Genomic DNA, 18,945 nt, shown 5'->3' with positions numbered 1-18,945 from the left:
ATTGTGTATAGGCACACTGTTTTACAGGGTCAAGAATGGCAAGACAACCCATTCTTTGATTTCAGTCACCCTTTTTTGGGATTTGCCGTTCGTTTTGCAATCCCCTCTAGCAGATTTGCAATCCCCTCTAGCAGAAAGGCCCGGCGATTTGCCGGGCCTTTCTGACTAAGCATTACTGATCGGGACTAACCGGTCAGATACGCTCCCACACGGTGGCAATACCCTGGCCCAAACCGATACACATGGTGGAAACACCAAGCTTACCGCCTTTGGCCTGCATAACATTCAGCAGTGTGGTGGAGATACGGGCACCAGAGCAGCCCAGCGGATGGCCCAGGGCAATCGCGCCGCCATTCAGGTTGACCTTCTCTTCCATGACGCCCAGCAGTTTCAGATCTTTCAGAACCGGCAGGGATTGGCCAGCGAAGGCTTCGTTCAGTTCCCAGAAGTCGATGTCTTCGACTTTCAGGCCTGCACGCTTCAGCGCCTTCTTGGTAGCCGGAACCGGACCGTAGCCCATGATCGCGGGATCACAGCCGGCAACTGCCATGCTGCGAATCTTGGCGATCGGCTTCAGGCCCAGGGCTTCTGCCCGCTCGGCTGACATCAGCACCATCGCAGCGGCACCGTCGGTCAGCTGGGAGGAAGTACCGGCAGTGACCGTGCCGTTCTTCGGATCAAACGCCGGACGCAGCTGGCCGAGGGACTCAGCCGTGGTTTCCGGACGAATGGTCTCGTCTTCTTCGATCAGCTTCACAAAGCCATTTTCGTCATGACCTTCAACCGGAACGATTTCGTTCTTGAAGCGGCCCTCAACGGTAGCTTCGTGAGCCAGGCGATGGGAACGGGCACCGAACTCATCCTGTTGCTCACGGGTAATGCCGTGCATTTTCGCCAGCATTTCTGCAGTCAGGCCCATCATGTTGGAGGCCTTGGCAGTGTACTTGGACGCAGCCGGGTTGTGGTCAAAGCCAGCGGTCATGGGTACGTGGCCCATGTGCTCGACACCACCCACCATGAACACATCACCGTTGCCAGTCTGGATAGCCTGGGCAGCTGTGTGGATGGCGCTCATGGCGGAACCACACAGACGGTTAACGGTCTGGGCAGCGGACTCGTGAGGGATACGGGTCAGCAACGAAATCTGCCGTGCCACGTTAAAGCCCTGTTCCTTGGTCTGGTTTACACAGCCCCAGATCACATCTTCTACTTCTTTCGGGTCGAGCTTCGGGTTGCGCTCAAACAGTGCTTCAATCAGCGCAGCGGACAGAGTCTCGGCGCGAACGTTGCGGAAACAGCCGTTTTTGGCACGACCCATCGGAGTCCGCACGCAATCGACGACGACAACGTCTCTCGGATTAAGGCTCATAGATCTTTCTCCGTTCGGAAATCTCGTTAGGGTTAGCCAAAGAACTTCTTGCCGGTCTTGGCCATTTCACGCAGCTTCTCGGTCGGCGCGTACAGCGGGCCAAGATCTGCGTACTTGTCTGCCAGTTCGACGAACTTGTCGACGCCCATGTCGTCGATGTAGCGCAGAGCACCACCACGGAACGGAGGGAAACCGATACCGTAGATCAGGCCCATGTCTGCATCGGCCGGGTCTTCAACAATGTTGTCTTCCAGGCAGCGAACGGTTTCCAGGCACAGAGGAATCATCATGCGGGCGATGATTTCTTCTTCGTCGAAGTCCTTGCTGCCGTTAACCACAGGCTCGATAAGCTTGTAGGTTTCTTCGTCGACAACTTTCTTCGGCTTGCCCTTCTTGTCCTCTTCGTACTTGTAGAAGCCCTTGTCGTTCTTCTGACCGTAACGGTTGTTCTCGAACATCACGTCAATGCCAGACTTGAAGTCGGCCTTCATGCGATCCGGGAAGCCCTCTGCCATCACCTCGTTGGCGTGCTTGGCAGTGTCCATACCCACAACGTCGAGCAAGTAAGCCGGGCCCATGGGCCAGCCGAACTTTTCCATCACCTTGTCGATCTTCTGGAAATCAGCACCGTCACGCAGCAGCGCGGCAAATCCACCGAAATACGGGAACAGAACACGGTTAACCAGGAAGCCCGGGCAATCGTTGACCACGATCGGGGTCTTGCCCATGGCCTTGGCGTAAGCAACAGTGGTCGCGATGGCGCGGTCACTGGTCTTCTCGCCACGGATAACCTCAACCAGCGGCATCATGTGCACCGGGTTGAAGAAGTGCATGCCACAGAAGTTCTCCGGACGCTTCAGGTTCTTGGCCAGAAGGTTGATGGAGATGGTAGAGGTGTTGGACGTCAGGATGGTGTCCTCGCGAACCGCGTCTTCAGTTTCACGCAGAACCGCATCTTTAACCTTCGGGTTCTCAACAACCGCTTCAACAACCAGATCTACGCTCTTGAAATCACCGTAGTTCAGGGTCGGCGTGATGTTGTTCAGAACGTCGCCCATCTGGCCGGCGTCCATCTTGCCCTTGGCAACACGCTTGGACAGCAGCTTCTTGGCTTCATTCAGGCCCAGCTTGATGCCGTCCTGATTGATGTCCTTCATGACAATCGGGGTGCCTTTCAGTGCAGACTGGAACGCTACACCGCCACCCATGATACCAGCGCCCAATACCGCAGCCAGTTTCACGTCGGAAGCTTCTTTTTCCCAAGCGCTGGCTTTCTTCTTCAGGGCCTGGTCGTTCAGGAACAGACCAACCAGACACGCGGCAACGTTGGTCTTGGCCATCTTGGCGAAGCCTTTGGCTTCCACTTCGATCGCCTTGTCACGAGTCATGCCGGCATGCTTCTGCATGGTCTTGATGGCTTCCACCGGCGCCGGGTAGTTCTTGCCAGCCTTGCCGGCCACGAACGCCTTGGAAATCTCGAACGCCATCATGCTTTCCATGGCGTTCAGCTTGATCTTGCCTTTCTTCTCTTCACGACGGGCCAGGTTATCCAGCTTGCCTTCGTTGCACTGGTTGATAATGGCAACGGCAGCGGCTACCAGCTTGTCGGCTTCAACCACGGCATCAACAGCACCAACCTTCAGTGCGGCATCGGCACGGTTTTCAGTACCACCGGCAATCCACTCAACGGCGTTGTCCACACCCACCAGACGGGACAGACGTACAGTACCGCCAAAGCCCGGGAAGATACCCAGCTTCACTTCCGGCAGACCAACCTTGGCCTTGGGAGCCATAACACGGTAGTCGGTGGCCAGACACATCTCAAAACCACCGCCCAGAGCGATACCGTTGATAGCGGTAACCGTCGGGAACGGCAGATCTTCGATGGCGTTGAAAACTTCGTTCGCCTTCAGGTTGTTAGCAACGAGGTCTTCCTCGGAACCTGCAAACAGCTCGGTGAACTCGGTGATATCCGCACCGACAATAAAGCTGTCCTTGGAGCTGGTGACTACCAGGCCCTTGAGGTTCTTCTGGGATTTGAGTGCTTCAGCTGCGGCGCCCAGCTCTTCGATGGTGAGACGGTTGAACTTGTTAACTGACTCGCCCTGCAAGTCAAAGTCCAACTGAGCGATCCCGCCTTCGATCTCTTTAACCGTGATGGCTTTACCTTCGTAAATCATCAACTGATCTCCAGTCTGTGTTTGGAACTGCTGACAACCGGTTGGCGAAACGCCGAGCCGACTGCCTGTGCAGCGAGATTTCGGTCACTGCCCGATCATTCGATCCAAAAAATTCATACAGTCGTTTGAATCGTGAGGACACACGATGAAAAAAAAAGACGCGTTTGTCAATTTGTTTCTTGATGAAACCTGAAGAAAAAAGGGAGTACAGCCTGTAAGAGCCGGAAACTACTTGATTAGCCGGCAGAGTTACTTTAACTTCGAGATGCGACTTTAGTCCACAATAATAAAACAGTATTACGGAGACTCATCCGATGAAAGACGCTCGCCTGCGCATTCAGTCACTGCTTGCCGCACTGCTACTACTATCCCTGACCGCGTTTGGCGCCCAGGCACAGGACACCGGCGCAGACTTCCTGTCAGATCTGCACGATTTCCGCATCAACAATTATCTGGCCCTGGACTCGTTCTACGCATTCAGCGCCAACGGCGACACGGAAGCCCTCAATCGTATCGTGGGCAGTATCAATGCCTCCAATAATGCGATGAACGCCGTGATCGCCAGCACCAGTGGCGTTCTGTCGCCACAACAAGTAGAAGGACTCAATCAGGATTTCGATCAGTTCAAGGATCTCATGCGCGGAAACATCAACGAAGTCCGGGATCGCGGCTACCCTGACCTCCGCCTGATGGCCGATCTCGCAAACAAGGCGTCAAGCATGAACGAGCGTGCTACAGAGCTTTATGGTGTTGCCCAGGAGAACAGCGGCACCCAGGCTGACGCGCGTATTGAGTCTGCACGCTCCGCGGCCGTGGTGATGGCACAAATGATGGCAAGGTACTCCGCGCGCACCCACTCGTCCGTGGCCCAGACGTTCCAGGGCGCATCAGACGAAGCGTCGCTGGACCAGCAGGCTCTGATGTTTGACAGCTTGCTGGCCCGGGTACAATCCGGCTCCGCCAGTGCTGAGCTCAAGGCCGCCATTGATGATGTCAGCTCCAAATGGCAGTTCATCCGCAGCTCCTACATCAACTACAACGAAAACAACGTCAGCTTCGTCATTGACCGCTATTCCAAAGGGATCATTCGCAGCCTGACCACCACCATCGAAATCCTCGAAAGTAACGCCTGATGTGTCTTCGGGCGGATTAACGATCCGCCCGAAGTTTCCCTTCCTGTTGATGCCCGTCAGAATCCCGCTACACTTTCTCGTATAAACTGTTGATACTGACTATTACCCCAATTCGCAAAGGAGTGACTGAATGTCGACCTACAACAAGATGCTGGTTGCCATTGACCTGACAGAAGAAGCCCCGCAGGTTCTGAACAAAGCAAAAGCGATCTGCGACGCCTATGGTGCCGAGCTTTTTCTCGTCCATGTTGTTGAGCCGGTGGGTTACGCTTACGGTGGTGATATCCCGATGGACCTCACCGAACTTCAGGACCAGTTGGACAAAGCCGCCCGCGAGCAGCTGGCGAAGTACGGTGACCAGCATGGCGTGCCGAAAAGCCACCAGATCGTCACGGTTGGCCGTCCGGAATCCGAAATCCATCGTCTGGTAAAAGACCAGGGCGTTGATTTGGTGATCGTTGGCAGCCATGGCCGCAAGGGGTTTCAGTTGCTTCTGGGCTCAACTGCCAACGGCGTACTGCACGGCACCCAGTGCGACGTTCTGGCCATCCGGATTCACTAAGCCACCCCGCCCAAACGCCGGTTGAGGCACCATGACAAAGGGAGGCTTACGCCTCCCCTTTCATTCTCGCCTGCAGTTTTCTGAGTTGACTCTCCAGTGACACGCTGACACTCGATGCCATGGAGAAGAAATTCAGCAATGCCTTTAGGTTGCTGTCGCCTTTGCAGACCGCATGAATCCGTTGCCAAAGCGCCTGATTCACTAACTGAAGCCTCTGATTCCGTTCTACCAGCCCTTTTAGCTCCCAATCAGCCTGCTCCTGGTTCCGCTGGGCAAACAATTGCTGCAGCAGATAGTAGCCGACGCTCCGCATAACGAATTCGTCGCTGTTAGCGAATGGAAGATGATGCAGCGCCATCGGTTTGAGTTCTGACAGTACCGGGCAGCCACTGGTTGCCATCTTCAGCCCAAGTAACGAACGCAGCGCTTCCTCAAGCGTCGTCTGCTTGGAGTAAGTGCGCCGGTCGTCGGTGACCTCTACATCTACTTTCTGGTAGGCATCTTCGGCCTGAAACGCCTCAACCACCGGCAGGATTTCAACCGCCGCCGGGCAGTATTCCACCTCCCCCGCTTTCAGCGGACAATTTGAGCACTTGCAGTGCTCAAGCCTGACCCAGGAAGGGAATCCCGAGACCGGTGGCTTCGCCGGCTCACCGGTCACCTTGAATTCGATGTTTCGTCCATCATGAAATTTGAAATTATAATTGATATTCATTGACTCGCCTGTTCTTCCAGCTCCATCCACCGCTCGATGACCGACTCAAGTCGGGTTTCCGTTTCCGACAACTTTTCAAGAGTGGCTGAGACTTCGTCCGGTGGGCCTGAATAAAAGTCCGGGGCAGAAATGGATTCCTGAAGTTCTGCCACCTCACGCTCCAGTGCCTCAATCTTGCCAGGCAACTGTTCCAACTCCAGTTTAAGCTTGTAACTCAGCTTTGCGGCCTTTGGTTTTGCCGACTGTGACACAGTCTCTGGCACCGGCTGCGTATTTTTGTCCGAACTGTCGGATTTATCACGCTTGTCCTGCTTGTCGAGGCGACTTCCGGAGGTCTCCGAAGGAAACCTGCCGCCCTGTCGACGCCAGTCTGTGTACCCTCCAACGTACTCCCGTACCGAACCGGAGCCATCCAGAAAGATGGTATCCGTCACCACGTTATCGAGAAATTCCCGATCGTGACTGATGACGATGACTGTGCCGTTAAAGTTCCCTAATTGTTCTTCCAACAGTTCAAGGGTTTCGACATCCAGGTCATTGGTAGGTTCATCCAACACCAGTATATTGGCCGGCTTACTGAAAAGCTTGGCCAACAACAGGCGCGCCCGCTCACCACCGGAGAACACCCTGACCGGAGAACGGGCACGTTCAGGCGTAAACAGGAATTCCTGAAGATAGCCCAGAACATGTTTGCTCTGGCCGTTGATATCAATAAACTCGCGACCTTCAGCCAGGTTATCAAGGGCGTTACGGGAAAGGTCCAGCTCGCCCCGGAGCTGATCAAAGTACGCCACCTGCAGGTTGGTCCCCAAGCGGATACTACCCTCGGTAGGCTCAAGCTCTCCCAGCAGCAATCTGACCAAAGTGGTTTTACCGGTGCCATTCTCTCCCACCAGACCAATCTTGTCGCCCCGGATCACCGTCAGGTCCATATCGCGCACAACCTGGTGACCGCCCGGGTATGAGAAGCCTGCCTGTCGCGACTCTGCCACCAGCTTGCCGGATTTCGCCGCCTCTTCCACTGAGAAGTTTGCCGTGCCTCCCCGCACCCTACGCTGTCGATGCTCCTCGCGCATGGCCTTCAAGGCCCGCACACGGCCCATGTTCCTGGTGCGGCGGGCCTTGATGCCCTGACGAATCCAGGCCTCTTCCTGTTTCAGGCGCTTATCGAACAATGCGTTTTGGCGCTCTTCATCTTCCAGCGCCTTCTCCTTGAGCTCGAGATACCGGTCATAACTGGCAGCGAAACTGATCAGCTGACCACGGTCAAGTTCGACCACCCGAGTGGCCATGCGCCGTATAAACGCCCGATCATGGCTGACAAACAGCATCGCCCCACGAAACTGGGTCAAGGCCTCCTCCAGCCAGGCAATAGCGGGCACATCAAGGTGGTTAGTTGGCTCGTCCAGCAACAGTATATCTGGCTCTGCCACCAAAGCCTTTGCCAGTAAAACCCGGCGTTGCCACCCACCTGAGAGCGTGTTGAGGCGGCGGTCCGGGTCGATACCATATTGCCCCAGAATGGTGTTCACCTTTTGATCGAGGCGCCAGCCATCCAATGACTCAAGGCGCTCCTGGACCTTCATCAGACTATCCATGGAAGCCTCATCAGCACTTTGGGACAGCCGATGAAACTCCGCCAAGAGTGCGCCGGTTTCCGGAAACGCCGAGGCAACAACATCGTAAGCCGTCCGGGCATCGTCTGCCGGCAAGCTCTGAGGCAATACCGCAAGCACCGAGCCCTCCTCAAGCCGGACAACACCCGCATCCGGAGTGACGTCACCACTGACGATTTTCAGTAGCGTTGACTTGCCCTCGCCGTTACGCCCGAGAAGGCACACCCGCTCCCCGGGATCAATCATCAGGGTTGCATCATCCAGCAATGGATGCATGCCGAAGGCCAGGGATATTTTTTCCAGTGTTAACAAAGGCACCTTGATCAAGACTCCTGTTGGGAAATGTCTACGGCATCGCCGACCGAAAGGCGCCCGCTACCCTGGTGAACGACGTTCTGGCCGAAAATCACACCATCCCCGGTTTTGCGATAACGGGAGAGCGTTCTGAGGGGCTCGGTATCCGGATCTTTCAGGCCAGTATCCGGGTCCACCGTGGTCATTACGCACCGGGAACAGGGTTTTGCGACCGCAAACCGGGTTTCACCGACGGTAATACTTTGCCAGCCATCTTCAGACCAGGCCTCAGCCCCTGAAATGACAACGTTCGGCCGGAAACGGCGCATATCCACGGCATTGGCCAGCCGGCTATTGAGCTCGTCGAGGGAAGCCTGATTGGTTATCAGCAAGGGGAACCCATCGGCAAATCCAACCCGGCGATTTTCTGGCACCCGCAACGGGTCTACACGACGAACACTCTCATCGGGCATGTACACAAAACGAAGGGACTGGCCAAGGTAACGACTGATCGCCGCATCGGCCGGCTCTGGGCCGGTCAAGGCGTCCACGGTATCGCGCCAGACCTTGACCGCCATCCTGCCATTGCCGGGCTTGAGGACGAAGTCACCCTGCCCCGGAACACCGATCTCAACACCCTGAGGCCCTATATGGGTCGTAACGTTTGCCAACAAAGGTAGCTGTCGCTGGGTTATAAACTGCCCCTGATCGCCCACCAGCATCCAACGCCGGTCCCCGGCGGGTCCGAATTCATCCAGTTCGAATGACGACACTTCGATGCCAGCCAGGGACTTGACCGGGTATATAAAGAGGGATTGAACGCGCATGATGACCACCCTTGCAAGTAACAGGTTTGGGATGGAAGTGAGCGAGTATAACCGACGAAACCTTGTCCATGGGGGAGAAATGCGGAACAGGAAACAAAAAACCCGGCCTTGTGGGCCGGGTTTTTCCTGAATCTGGAGCGGGAAACGAGATTCGAACTCGCGACCCCAACCTTGGCAAGGTTGTGCTCTACCAACTGAGCTATTCCCGCTTGCTGTCAGAGGGCGTTGCCTCTCAACGGCTGCGTATTCTACTGATCAGCGTTCGGCCGTCAACAATTTTTGTTAAAAATTTGTGATTACCTTCAACCGCGCCGTTTTACTGACCAAATCGGCGACCGCCCGCCAAATAGGCCTGCTCTGCCTCCGTGGATGTTCGCCCCAGCGCCTTGTTCCGATGGGGGAAGCGGCCAAATTGCAGCACGATATCCCGGTGATCTACGGCCGACTGCAGGAAGCTACCCAAAAATTCGGCGAGTAAGCCGTCGGCACTGGCAACCAACTGCTCATAACATGCCACTGACAAATCCTGGTCCTTCTTGAGCTCAGAATGCTGCATGGGCATATAAAGAAACGCCCGTTGAATGAGCGGCAACTCAAGATCCTGCCCCCTATCCATTGCCTGCCTGCTCAAATTGCGGGCCAGCCGATCACTTTCGAACGCCAGGGCACCGCCACGGAAGATGTTACGGGTAAACTGATCGAGCAGCAGTATTTCAGCCAATGCGCCTCCCGCTTCATTTCGCCAATGCTCCAAACCCTGCTCAGAGGCGAACAGCACCAGCGAAAGAAAGCGCCTTCGAATTTCCTGGTCAAACTTCCGATCGGACCGAAACCAACGGTTTCGGTGATCGGCGTCCGGCAGCCCATGCTCATCCAATTTTCCAAACCAGAAATCCAGAAGCTCTTTCCAATCGAACATTTACCGACTCCCTGTTACATTTAAATCAGCGGGTGTACAGGATCTTATTTGATTACGACCGAAGCATTCCATTTGACCACCCAGGAGCAACCATGACCCAGCCTCACCGAATCATTCTGCTGGCCCACGGCAGCAGTGACCAACGATGGTGTGAAACCTTTGAACAACTGGCAGCACCAACACTCAAGTCGGTTGAGAACGCCGCCATCGCCTACATGGAGCTGGCCGAACCCTCGCTGGAAACCATCGTGAGCCAGGGCAAAGCCGATGGTACCGAGCACTTTACCGTGGTTCCCCTGTTCCTGGCAGCAGGCCGGCACCTGCGCAAAGATGTACCGGCAATGATCGCAGACCTGGAAAGCCAGCATGGTGTCCAGATCAAACTGGCGCCGCCCATCGGCCAGAACCCTCAGCTGGGCGATGCCATCCGGGATGTTGTGCTCCAGGAGCTGGAGAATAGCGGTTCCTGATACCATCAGCCGACAGGAGGAGATCACCATGGAGAAAAAAATCCTGATTACCGGTGGTACCGGTTTTATCGGCACCATACTCTGCCGCGAGCTGGCCAACAAAGGGTACGGGCTGACCGTTCTCAGTCGACAACCGGCAGATACGGTTCGGGCACTGTGTGGTCGGGTAGAAGCGACATCAGACCTGAAGCTTCTTGAAGGGCATCAAGGGTACCACGCCATCATCAATCTGGCCGGCGAAGGGATCGCCGATAAGCGCTGGACGGCGTCCCGAAAACAGGCCCTGCGAGACAGTCGTATTGGCCTAACCCGGACTTTGGTTGATGTATGCAGAAGCTGGCAAAGCCCGCCTGAAGTTTTGGTATCTGGTTCTGCTGTGGGCTACTACGGAAATCAGGGCAATCATCTGGTAACAGAGGAGACCCACCCACATCCGGAGTTCACCCATGAATTGTGCCGTGACTGGGAACAGGCAGCACTGTCTATGGAAGAACTGGGCACCAGGGTTTGCCTGTGTCGCACCGGCATTGTGACTGGCAGAGGTGGCGGCTTCCTGCAGAGAATGATCCTGCCTTTCCGGCTTGGCCTTGGCGGTCGCCTTGGCAACGGGCAACAGTACATGCCTTGGGTGCATAGGGATGATGTGGTTTCAGGGCTTATCTGGATGCTTGAGAACCCCCACGCGAAGGGAGCCTACAACATGGTAAGCCCCAATCCGGCCACTAACCGGGAGTTCACCAAAACCCTTGGCAAGGTTGTTCATCGGCCCACGGTATTCCCGGCCCCCGCGCCGGTGCTCAAACTGGCACTGGGTGAGATGGCAGGGCTGTTACTCACCGGGCAGAAAGCAGTTCCGGCGAAACTGCAGCATGAGGGCTTCCGGTTCAAATACGCCGAATTGGAACCAGCATTGGCGGACAGCGTGGCGGGGTAATTTTTTCAAAAAAACCGTTGACAGGGCAAAAGGCCTTACTTAATATACGCGCCACCTCGACGAGGCAAGTTGTTGAAAACGTTGCGTCCCCTTCGTCTAGTGGCCTAGGACTCCGCCCTTTCACGGCGGCAACAGGGGTTCGAACCCCCTAGGGGACGCCAATTTTTTCAATCGGTTAGGCGATTTCTTGCCGGTTAGCCACCACCCTGCCCTCGATGGTGTCCTTTGTGACCTTTTCCTCCATGGGCTTTCTGGTCTTTCACTACGAAAATCCCAACCCCCACAAAAAAGCCAACCATCAGCAACACGGTTGCAATACCCGCGATAACCACTGCATCCATATACATAGCGTTAACTCCTGCTCTATCTGAAACTTGATTAAGCTCAGGTTACGCCCGGGCGACCAACCCCGTATTGATCTGTGTCAAAGGCAACTATCACCTCTTTCATTTCACAAACTGCGAAACACCGCCCGAATTATTCCGTTATTTCCTGTATTTGCAGCGCATTCGACATAAACTACTGCTATAGTCGATAACAGGATAAGCACCTACTCTGCGCATCTTATGCCTGATATCCAATGTGATAGCGAAGTTCACAACATGCCAGAATTCATGCCCCGATTGAGGCGTATTCGCACAGCCTCTCCGCTTTCTTTCAGGCTCCTGGCATGGATCCTATTGTTCAGTACTGCCTTCACGCTTCTGGCGGCGGGCGTGCAGATCTATTCTGATTACCGTAGAGACCTGTCGCTGATCGAAGAACGGATGGAAGTGATTGAATCCGGCTACGCCTCAAGCCTGGCCCGGAGCCTCTGGGCCCTCGATCAGAAATTGCTGCAAACCCAGATGGAAGGCATCCTGAGCCTGCCGGATATTACCCACCTTCGGCTTCGAATCGAGCCTGACTCCGAACTCGTCATGGGAGAAATTCCCAGGCAGGCCGATACCCTTGTCCATCGTTTCAAACTCATTCAGCGCGATGGAAATGAATTCCTGCTTGGAGAACTTGAGATTACCGCCAACCTGGAACGGGTGTATGGCGAACTCCAGCGAAAAGTCGGTGTAATTCTGGCCACACAGTTTCTGATCGTCTTTTTTGTTTCCGTGCTTATCCTGTGGATATTCCAGCACCTTGTGACCCGCCACCTCACCGCTATGGCCGACTACACCAAGGATCTATCCCTGAAAAACCTGTCCAGGCCCCTGGTGCTGGACCGTCCTGACAGTGCAGCCAATGGCAAGGATGAACTGGGCATGGTGACGGATGCCATCAACCAGATGCGTGAGCGATTGATTGATGATGTCGCCCGGCGCGAGCGCGATGCGGCCGACATCCTGAAGTTTTCCAAGGCCATTGATCAAAGCCCCTCTTCGGTTCTGATCTGTGACCGGCAATGGCGAATCGAGTACGCTAACCGAAAGTTCAGTCAACTTACCGGCCATACTATAGACGACATCATTGGCAAACATCCGTCCCACCTGATCGAAAACAGTATGGACATTCAGGACGCCCGCCATCTTTGGCAATCCATCCGGCTACAGGTACAACGGGTTGGTGTTTGGCAAGGCGAAGTCAACAGCGTCCGGCGCAATGGTGAGCGCTACTGGGAGCAGCTGGTGGTCACCCCTATCCGCGATAATAACGGTGACACCACCGGCTACCTCATCCTCGGTGAAGACATCAGCATCCGTAAGCGCTATGAACAGCAACTGTTGCGCCAGGCCAATTATGACATACTGACCGGCCTGCCAAACCGGATGTTGGCCCTGGATCGCCTCAAGCTGGCACTGGCCCAGGCCCGCCGAGACAATTCCCAGGTGGGGGTGATGTTCCTGGACCTCGACAATTTCAAACACATAAACGACACCCTGGGCCACGATGCCGGCGATACCCTGCTGGTGGAGGCCGCCCGTCGTATCTCCAGCTGCCTCAGGGGCACCAGTACCGTTGCCCGCCTGGGTGGGGATGAGTTTCTGGTTATTCTGCCGGGCCTCACGGGAACTGAGGCCTCATGCCAGGTCGCGGAGAGGATTCTGAAAACCTTTGCCCCCGCGTTTATGCTCAATGGCCAGGAAGTCTTTGTGACAACCAGTATCGGGATCGCCATCTTCCCAACCGACTCCGATAACAGTGGCACATTGCTCCAGCATGCAGATGCCGCCATGTATCAAGCCAAGCATAAAGGAAAGAGCTCCTACGCCCAGTTCACGCCGGAAATGACCGAAGTGTCCCACGAGCGGCTTCAGATGGAGTCGCACATGCGCAAGGCGCTGGAGCTGGGAGAACTCGAGCTGTATTACCAGCCGATAGTGGACACCGCTTCCGGCTCATTGATCGGCGCCGAGGCGCTGCTGCGCTGGAACAACCCGACTATGGGTATGGTCATGCCCGACCGCTTCATTCCGCTGGCTGAAGAAACCGGCCTGATCATCCCGATCGGTGAATGGGTTATCGAGGAGGCCTGCAAAGCCGCTGTCGCCTGGCGAGCCATGACCGGCCTCGAATCCCTTTCGATTGCTGTCAATGTGTCGCCGCGTCAGTTCCGGGACCCCGACTTTACCGATGCAGTCATGCGCTCCCTCAACGCCAGCGGGCTGCCACCGGAATGCCTTGAGCTGGAGATTACCGAAAGACTCATTCTTGATAACACCATTGAAACCGCCGACATCCTTCGGCAACTGGACAGGACCGGCATCCGGCTGTCAGTTGACGACTTCGGAACCGGCTATTCGGCCCTCAGCTATCTGAAGTCGTACCCGTTCGACACACTCAAGATCGACAAGTCCTTTATTCAGGATGTGTTGAACGAAAGTGGAGACGCCTCACTCGTGCGCGCTATCATCAACATGGCCCACAGTCTAGGACTGAAAGTCATCGCCGAGGGCGTCGAAGAAGAGGGGCAAACCCACTTCCTCAAGAATGAAAACTGCGACTATTCCCAAGGCTACTTCTACAGTCGCCCGATGCCCGAGCAGGATTTCATCCACTGGCTGGAAACCAATCATCGGGCCAATCTCTGAATCATCAAAACGGCACCAAGCATGGACGAAACAATACTTGTCGTGAACTGCGGCAGTTCCTCTATCAAACTCGCGCTGTTCGACAGCAACCACGAGAAACAAGCTTCTGCACTGGCTGAACGGTTGAACAACCCTGACTCAATCGCAAAGATTTCCGGCGACAGCGTACCGGTTGCATTACCCGCAAACGCTTCACACGACCACGCCCTGCAGGCCCTGGTGAACGCTTTCTACGATCGCAACCTGATGAGCCGAGAGCCTGCCTCCATCGGTCATCGGGTGGTTCATGGTGGCGAGGCCTTTCGGGAGGCAGCACTGATCGACAAAAAGACCATAACGGCCATTGAGGATTGTGCCTCACTGGCGCCACTTCACAATCCGGTCAACCTGATTGGCATCAACGCCATGCAGCGCCTGTTTCCGGATGTACCGCAAGTGGCGGTTTTCGACACCGCTTTCCATCAGAGCCTGCCAAAGCGGGCCTTCCTGTATGCCCTGCCTGAACACTATTACCGGGAATGGGGTATCCGGCGCTATGGGTTTCACGGCACCAGCCATCAATTTATGGCCCATGAGGCATCGCGCCGCCTGGGTAAGACACCGGCGACGACGTCCATCATTTCAGCGCATCTTGGCAACGGCTGCAGCATGACTGCCATCGATAACGGCATCAGCAAAGATACCAGCATGGGGCTGACACCACTGGAGGGGCTGGTGATGGGCACCCGAAGTGGCGACGTCGACCCGGGGCTGTTTGACTACCTGGCCGGGCGCGGTATCAGTGCCAGTGAAGCCCATAGGGTTTTGAACCAGGACAGTGGATTACTCGGGCTGTCTGGACAGACCAATGATATGCGCTCGCTGTGCGAGCTGGCTGACCATGGCCACGAACCTTCACAACTGGCCATCGATGTCTTCTGCTTCCGCCTGGCGAAGTACTTCGGGGCCATGATGGTGTCCCTGAGCCATCTGGATGCCCTGGTGTTCACCGGTGGCATTGGAGAGAACAGTGCGAGAGTCAGAGCCCAGACGATCGAACACCTGAAATTACTGGGCATTACTCTCGATCCAGACCTGAACAACCATCACGGCCAGTACAGTGAAGGCCATATTGGTGACGCGGATTCCCGTTTTCCGGTACTGGTCATCCCAACCAACGAGGAACTGGTGATTGCCAGAGAAGCCAGCCGGCTCGCTAAACTAAACTGACATTCAAGGACGTAACCAGGAACCATTATGGCTAAGAGTCTGTTTATTGCCCCGACATCCCTTGATTCGGGCCTCACTTCCGTATGCCTGGGCCTGCTGAGGGCCCTGGAACGGGAAGGAGTAAGCGTCGGTTTTTACAAGCCTTTCAGTCAATCGGTGCATCACGGTGAGGCCCGGCACAACGAAGGCAAGGACTCCTCGGTAGAGTTCGTCCGCTCCCGCAGCCACGTGCAGACACCCGACCCTCTGCCCCTCAAGCAAGCCCAACAGTTACTGAACCACGGCAAGGCAGACTTGCTGCTGGAAACCATTGTCGGGGAGTACCAGAAGGTCGCCAAAGACTTCGATGTTGTCATTATCGAGGGACTAGTGCCAGACCGAAGCGAGGCCTACATTGCCCGGCTGAATGTGGAAGTGGCTCGAAACCTGAATTCCGAAGTTATCCTCGTCAGCGCCCCGAGAACCTGCACGGCTTCCGAACTGGACGACGAACTGGATTTCTCCGCCCGGATTTTTACCGCCCCGTCGGACCCTGACGTGATCGGCGTTATCCTGAACAAGGTTGGTGCCCCGGAAAAAACTGGCATTGCCCTGGACCAGCACCTCGATCACCAGCATCAGGACATCGATTATCAGACCGCCTGTTCGGTATTCAACACCGGGCGCTTTCGCCTGTTGGGTGAAATCCCCTGGCAACCGCACTTGCTGGCACCCCGTGTTTCCGACGTGGCCCGCGAGCTCGCGGTACCGGTGCTCCATGGCGGCCAGATGCACTCCCGGCGGGTACAGCGCGTTTCTGTGTGCGCCCGTACCATCCGGAACATGACCGACATCCTCAAGCCAGGCACCTTGCTGGTCACCCCCGGCGACCGGGAAGACATCATCGTGACCACAGCCGTCGCAGCACTCAACGGTGTGCCGCTCGCCGGATTGATGCTCACCGGTGGCCTGATGCCCGATGACAGGGTAATTGACCTGTGTCGGCGGGCACTCGAAACAGGGCTGCCGGTGCTCAGTTCTTCAACCAATACCTATGAAACCGCCCACATGCTTGCCAACCTGTCGGCCACCATTCCCATCGATGACCCCGATCGGATTGAACAGGCCATGGAGTCTGTGGCTACGCGAATCGATACCGACTGGCTGCAGGAACATTTGAAGGTTCAGCGCCAGGGGCGCCTGTCGCCACCAGCGTTTCGTTATCAACTGTCCGAACGGTCCCGGGCCGCCAACAAACGCATCGTGCTGCCTGAAGGTGCGGAACCCAGAACCGTTCAGGCCGCCATCATTTGCCACCAGCGTAAACTTGCCCGCTGTGTTCTGATCGGTGATCCACGAGAAATACAATCGGTTGCCAACTCCCAGGGCGTTGAACTGCCCGAAGACCTTGAGATACTTGACCCTCAGTCAGTCCGTAATCGCTATATCGCGCCCATGGTGGAACTGCGAAAACACAAAGGGCTAACTGAAGACATGGCGGAAGCCATGCTCGAGGACAACGTGGTATTGGGCACCATGATGGTTGCCATGGATGAAGCCGACGGTCTGGTGTCAGGGGCCATTCACACCACCGCCAATACCGTTCGACCGGCTCTGCAGCTGATCAAAACCCACGATCACGCCAAAGTGGTTTCATCGGTATTCTTCATGCTCCTGCCCCAACAGGTCCTGGTTTACGGTGACTGCGCCATCAACCCGGACCCGAACGCTGAGGAATTGGCAGATATTGCCATCCAGAGCGCCCAGTCCGCCGAAGCCTTCGGCATCGAGCCCGTGGTTGCCATGATCAGCTACAGCACCGGGGAATCCGGCACCGGCGCAGATGTGGATAAAGTCAGGGAAGCCACTCGCATTGCCAGGGAACGCCGCCCTGATCTGTTGATAGACGGCCCACTGCAGTACGACGCCGCAGCCATCGAAAGTGTCGGCAAGGCCAAGGCACCCGACAGCAAGGTGGCCGGCAAGGCAACGGTATTTGTGTTCCCGGATCTCAACACCGGCAATACCACCTACAAGGCGGTTCAGAGAAGTGCCAATGTGGTCAGTGTTGGCCCGATGTTGCAAGGCCTGAGAAAACCCGTAAACGATCTGTCGCGTGGGGCGCTGGTGGAGGATATTGTCTTCACAATTGCCCTGACAGCGGTTCAGGCCCGCCAGGTAGAGAGTGCCGGGTTGGCGTAACGCCAACCCGTTACAGAATGGGCGCGGCCCGGCAGATCAGCGCTTGACGCTCTTCTGTCGGGTTTTGCGCACACGGCGCCCCTTCTTGATGTCGTTGTCTTTCTTCACTTTCTGGCGCGGCGTCAGGCGGTCCACCTTGGTGGCGAAGGGGTTTTCACCAGACCGGAACTCAAACCGGATGGGCGAGCCCACCACCTTCAGCACCTTGCGGAAGGTATTTTCCAGGTACCGTTTATAAGCACCGGGCAACGAATCCACCTGATTGCCATGCACCACCACCACCGGCGGGTTAGAACCACCCTGGTGGGCATAGCGCAGCTTGATACGACGACCATGAACCATGGGGGGCTGATGCTGGGCCACGGCATCCTGCAGGATGGCGGTCAAGCGATTGGTTGGCCATTTGGCCATTGCGGACTCATAACAGGCCTGCACAGACTCGTACATGGTGCCAACACCGGTACCGTGCAAAGCCGAGATATAATACTTGTCGGCGTAGTCCAGGAAGTCCAGGCGGCGCCCCACCTGCTCTTTCACCTTTTCGCGGTCTTCCGGATCCATGCCATCCCATTTGTTGATGGCAATCACCAGGGAGCGGCCCGCATCCAGAACAAAGCCAATCAGGTGCATATCCTGGTCAACGAGGCCTTCCCGGGCATCAATCACCAGAATAACCACATGGGCGTCGTCTATGGCCTGAAGGGTTTTGATGATGGAGAACTTCTCCACCACTTCTTTCACGTTCTTCCGGCGCCGCACACCGGCTGTATCAATGAGGGTGTACTGATGGCCGTGCCGCTCGTAGGGGATATACACGCTGTCCCGTGTGGTGCCGGGCATATCGTAGACAACGACCCGTTCCTCACCCAGCATCCGGTTGACCAGAGTCGACTTGCCTACGTTCGGGCGACCGACCACTCCAATTCGAATACCCGGGTACCGATCAGCCCGGTCCTGCTCTTCAACGTCCACCGGCCCAGGCAGCAGAACTTCCAGTAGCGAGCGGATACCCCGGTTATGGGCAGCCGCAATCGGGAAGGTGGACTCAAAACCCAGGGAGTAAAAATCGGCGGAGGCAACATCCGGGTCCTGGCCATCGGTCTTGTTCACCACCAGATGCGCCTGCTTGCCGGAACGGCGCAGGTGATCTGCAATCATCTCATCACCGGCTGTCAGCCCCGCCCTGCCGTCGACCAGAAACAGGACGATATCGGCTTCCTCAACGGCCTGCATGGACTGCCGGGCCATCTCTGCGTCCAGCCCCACCTCGTCACCGGTCAAACCACCGGTGTCGATGACAATGAACTTCTGCCCCTCGTACTGACCCTCTCCGTATTTCCGGTCACGGGTCAAACCCGGAAAATCCGCCACCAAGGCGTCGCGGGAACGGGTCATCTGATTGAAAAGAGTGGACTTACCCACGTTCGGGCGTCCTACCAGGGCAATAACTGGGGTCATAATGTTCTGCTATATAAAAAGGTCAAAAGCCCAGCTCATGCCGGGCTGATCATGT

The 18,945-nt window shown here is 56.1% G+C and carries 15 protein-coding genes and 2 tRNA genes; 8 read left to right on the top strand and 9 right to left on the bottom strand.

The genetic code is table 11. The features are described 5' to 3' along the window. Positions 1–193: 193 nt before the first annotated feature. Entirely contained in the window at positions 194–1,369 is a 1,176-nt protein-coding gene (gene fadA, locus J122_RS09955; RefSeq protein ID WP_061332172.1) for an acetyl-CoA C-acyltransferase FadA, read from the bottom strand. Positions 1,370–1,401: 32 nt separating this feature from the next. Continuing rightward, positions 1,402–3,549, bottom strand: coding sequence for a fatty acid oxidation complex subunit alpha FadB (fadB, locus tag J122_RS09950; RefSeq protein ID WP_061332171.1), 2,148 nt, complete (start codon positions 3,547–3,549; stop codon positions 1,402–1,404). A gap of 314 nt (positions 3,550–3,863) precedes the next feature. Between fadB and J122_RS09945 the strand changes: the two genes are divergently transcribed. Further along, positions 3,864–4,682 carry a hypothetical protein gene (locus tag J122_RS09945; RefSeq protein WP_061332170.1) on the top strand — a complete coding sequence of 273 codons (819 nt, stop codon included), beginning with the start codon at positions 3,864–3,866 and terminating at the stop codon, positions 4,680–4,682. Positions 4,683–4,812: 130 nt separating this feature from the next. Then, complete coding sequence (locus tag J122_RS09940; RefSeq protein WP_058091192.1) at positions 4,813–5,244, top strand: universal stress protein; 432 nt, start codon at positions 4,813–4,815, stop codon at positions 5,242–5,244. Positions 5,245–5,290: 46 nt separating this feature from the next. Here the strand turns inward: J122_RS09940 and J122_RS09935 are convergent, their stop codons facing one another. The 5 genes from J122_RS09935 to J122_RS09915 all read right to left on the bottom strand — a co-directional run bounded on the left by J122_RS09935 (position 5,291) and on the right by J122_RS09915 (position 9,615). After that, positions 5,291–5,959 carry a DUF6901 family protein gene (locus J122_RS09935; protein ID WP_061332169.1) on the bottom strand — a complete coding sequence of 223 codons (669 nt, stop codon included), beginning with the start codon at positions 5,957–5,959 and terminating at the stop codon, positions 5,291–5,293. Continuing rightward, complete coding sequence (locus J122_RS09930; RefSeq protein ID WP_061332228.1) at positions 5,956–7,893, bottom strand: ATP-binding cassette domain-containing protein; 1,938 nt, start codon at positions 7,891–7,893, stop codon at positions 5,956–5,958. The genes J122_RS09935 and J122_RS09930 overlap by 4 nt, the downstream gene beginning before the upstream one ends. Before the next feature lie 5 nt (positions 7,894–7,898). Beyond that, on the bottom strand, positions 7,899–8,696 hold the full coding sequence (locus tag J122_RS09925; RefSeq protein ID WP_061332168.1) for an MOSC domain-containing protein: 798 nt from the start codon (positions 8,694–8,696) through the stop codon (positions 7,899–7,901). A 133-nt stretch (positions 8,697–8,829) separates the two neighbouring features. Further along, positions 8,830–8,905: transfer RNA gene (locus J122_RS09920), tRNA-Gly, on the bottom strand. 107 nt (positions 8,906–9,012) lie between these two features. Continuing rightward, a complete protein-coding gene (locus J122_RS09915) occupies positions 9,013–9,615 on the bottom strand; it encodes a DUF924 family protein (protein WP_061332167.1) in 603 nt (200 codons plus the stop codon). Between the two features lie 92 nt (positions 9,616–9,707). On the opposite strand from J122_RS09915, the gene J122_RS09910 reads away from it, so the two are divergent. From J122_RS09910 to J122_RS09900, 3 genes are all read left to right on the top strand, one after another. Continuing rightward, complete coding sequence (locus J122_RS09910; RefSeq protein WP_061332166.1) at positions 9,708–10,085, top strand: sirohydrochlorin chelatase; 378 nt, start codon at positions 9,708–9,710, stop codon at positions 10,083–10,085. Positions 10,086–10,113: 28 nt separating this feature from the next. Continuing rightward, complete coding sequence (locus tag J122_RS09905) at positions 10,114–11,019, top strand: TIGR01777 family oxidoreductase (RefSeq protein WP_061332165.1); 906 nt, start codon at positions 10,114–10,116, stop codon at positions 11,017–11,019. Between the two features lie 85 nt (positions 11,020–11,104). Continuing rightward, positions 11,105–11,180, top strand: a tRNA-Glu gene (locus tag J122_RS09900). 33 nt (positions 11,181–11,213) lie between these two features. On the opposite strand, the gene ccoM is transcribed toward J122_RS09900, so the two are convergent. Then, a complete protein-coding gene (ccoM, locus tag J122_RS28045) occupies positions 11,214–11,366 on the bottom strand; it encodes a cytochrome c oxidase subunit CcoM (RefSeq protein ID WP_197463835.1) in 153 nt (50 codons plus the stop codon). Positions 11,367–11,621: 255 nt separating this feature from the next. Here ccoM and J122_RS09895 point away from each other — a divergent pair, with 255 nt between their 5' ends. The 3 genes from J122_RS09895 to pta are packed head-to-tail and all read left to right on the top strand — an operon-like array spanning position 11,622 to position 17,432. Next, entirely contained in the window at positions 11,622–14,042 is a 2,421-nt protein-coding gene (locus J122_RS09895) for an EAL domain-containing protein (RefSeq protein ID WP_061332227.1), read from the top strand. Between the two features lie 21 nt (positions 14,043–14,063). Then, entirely contained in the window at positions 14,064–15,251 is a 1,188-nt protein-coding gene (locus J122_RS09890) for an acetate/propionate family kinase (protein ID WP_061332164.1), read from the top strand. A 27-nt stretch (positions 15,252–15,278) separates the two neighbouring features. Next, a complete protein-coding gene (gene pta / locus J122_RS09885; protein WP_061332163.1) occupies positions 15,279–17,432 on the top strand; it encodes a phosphate acetyltransferase in 2,154 nt (717 codons plus the stop codon). A 36-nt stretch (positions 17,433–17,468) separates the two neighbouring features. Here the strand turns inward: pta and der are convergent, their stop codons facing one another. Further along, the gene (gene der, locus J122_RS09880; protein ID WP_061332162.1) at positions 17,469–18,890 is read right to left on the bottom strand and encodes a ribosome biogenesis GTPase Der; all 1,422 of its coding nucleotides are present in this window, start codon (positions 18,888–18,890) and stop codon (positions 17,469–17,471) included. Positions 18,891–18,945: the final 55 nt, after the last annotated feature.

Source organism: Marinobacter excellens LAMA 842 (assembly GCF_001574445.1).
In the GTDB taxonomy this organism is placed as follows: Bacteria; Pseudomonadota; Gammaproteobacteria; order Pseudomonadales; family Oleiphilaceae; genus Marinobacter; species Marinobacter shengliensis.
Note: the sequence above shows the minus strand (reverse complement) of the source record. Positions and strands in the feature narration are given on the sequence as shown.

Bases quoted from the DNA above. Each gene is read 5' to 3' on its own strand.
- fadA (WP_061332172.1), bottom strand. From the start codon at position 1,369: ATGAGCCTTAATCCGAGAGACGTTGTCGTCGTCGATTGCGTGCGGACT.
- fadB (WP_061332171.1), bottom strand. From the start codon at position 3,549: ATGATTTACGAAGGTAAAGCCATCACGGTTAAAGAGATCGAAGGCGGG.
- J122_RS09945 (WP_061332170.1), top strand. From the start codon at position 3,864: ATGAAAGACGCTCGCCTGCGCATTCAGTCACTGCTTGCCGCACTGCTA.
- J122_RS09940 (WP_058091192.1), top strand. From the start codon at position 4,813: ATGTCGACCTACAACAAGATGCTGGTTGCCATTGACCTGACAGAAGAA.
- J122_RS09935 (WP_061332169.1), bottom strand. From the start codon at position 5,959: ATGAATATCAATTATAATTTCAAATTTCATGATGGACGAAACATCGAA.
- J122_RS09925 (WP_061332168.1), bottom strand. From the start codon at position 8,696: ATGCGCGTTCAATCCCTCTTTATATACCCGGTCAAGTCCCTGGCTGGC.
- J122_RS09915 (WP_061332167.1), bottom strand. From the start codon at position 9,615: ATGTTCGATTGGAAAGAGCTTCTGGATTTCTGGTTTGGAAAATTGGAT.
- J122_RS09910 (WP_061332166.1), top strand. From the start codon at position 9,708: ATGACCCAGCCTCACCGAATCATTCTGCTGGCCCACGGCAGCAGTGAC.
- J122_RS09905 (WP_061332165.1), top strand. From the start codon at position 10,114: ATGGAGAAAAAAATCCTGATTACCGGTGGTACCGGTTTTATCGGCACC.
- ccoM (WP_197463835.1), bottom strand. From the start codon at position 11,366: ATGTATATGGATGCAGTGGTTATCGCGGGTATTGCAACCGTGTTGCTG.
- J122_RS09895 (WP_061332227.1), top strand. From the start codon at position 11,622: ATGCCAGAATTCATGCCCCGATTGAGGCGTATTCGCACAGCCTCTCCG.
- J122_RS09890 (WP_061332164.1), top strand. From the start codon at position 14,064: ATGGACGAAACAATACTTGTCGTGAACTGCGGCAGTTCCTCTATCAAA.
- pta (WP_061332163.1), top strand. From the start codon at position 15,279: ATGGCTAAGAGTCTGTTTATTGCCCCGACATCCCTTGATTCGGGCCTC.
- der (WP_061332162.1), bottom strand. From the start codon at position 18,890: ATGACCCCAGTTATTGCCCTGGTAGGACGCCCGAACGTGGGTAAGTCC.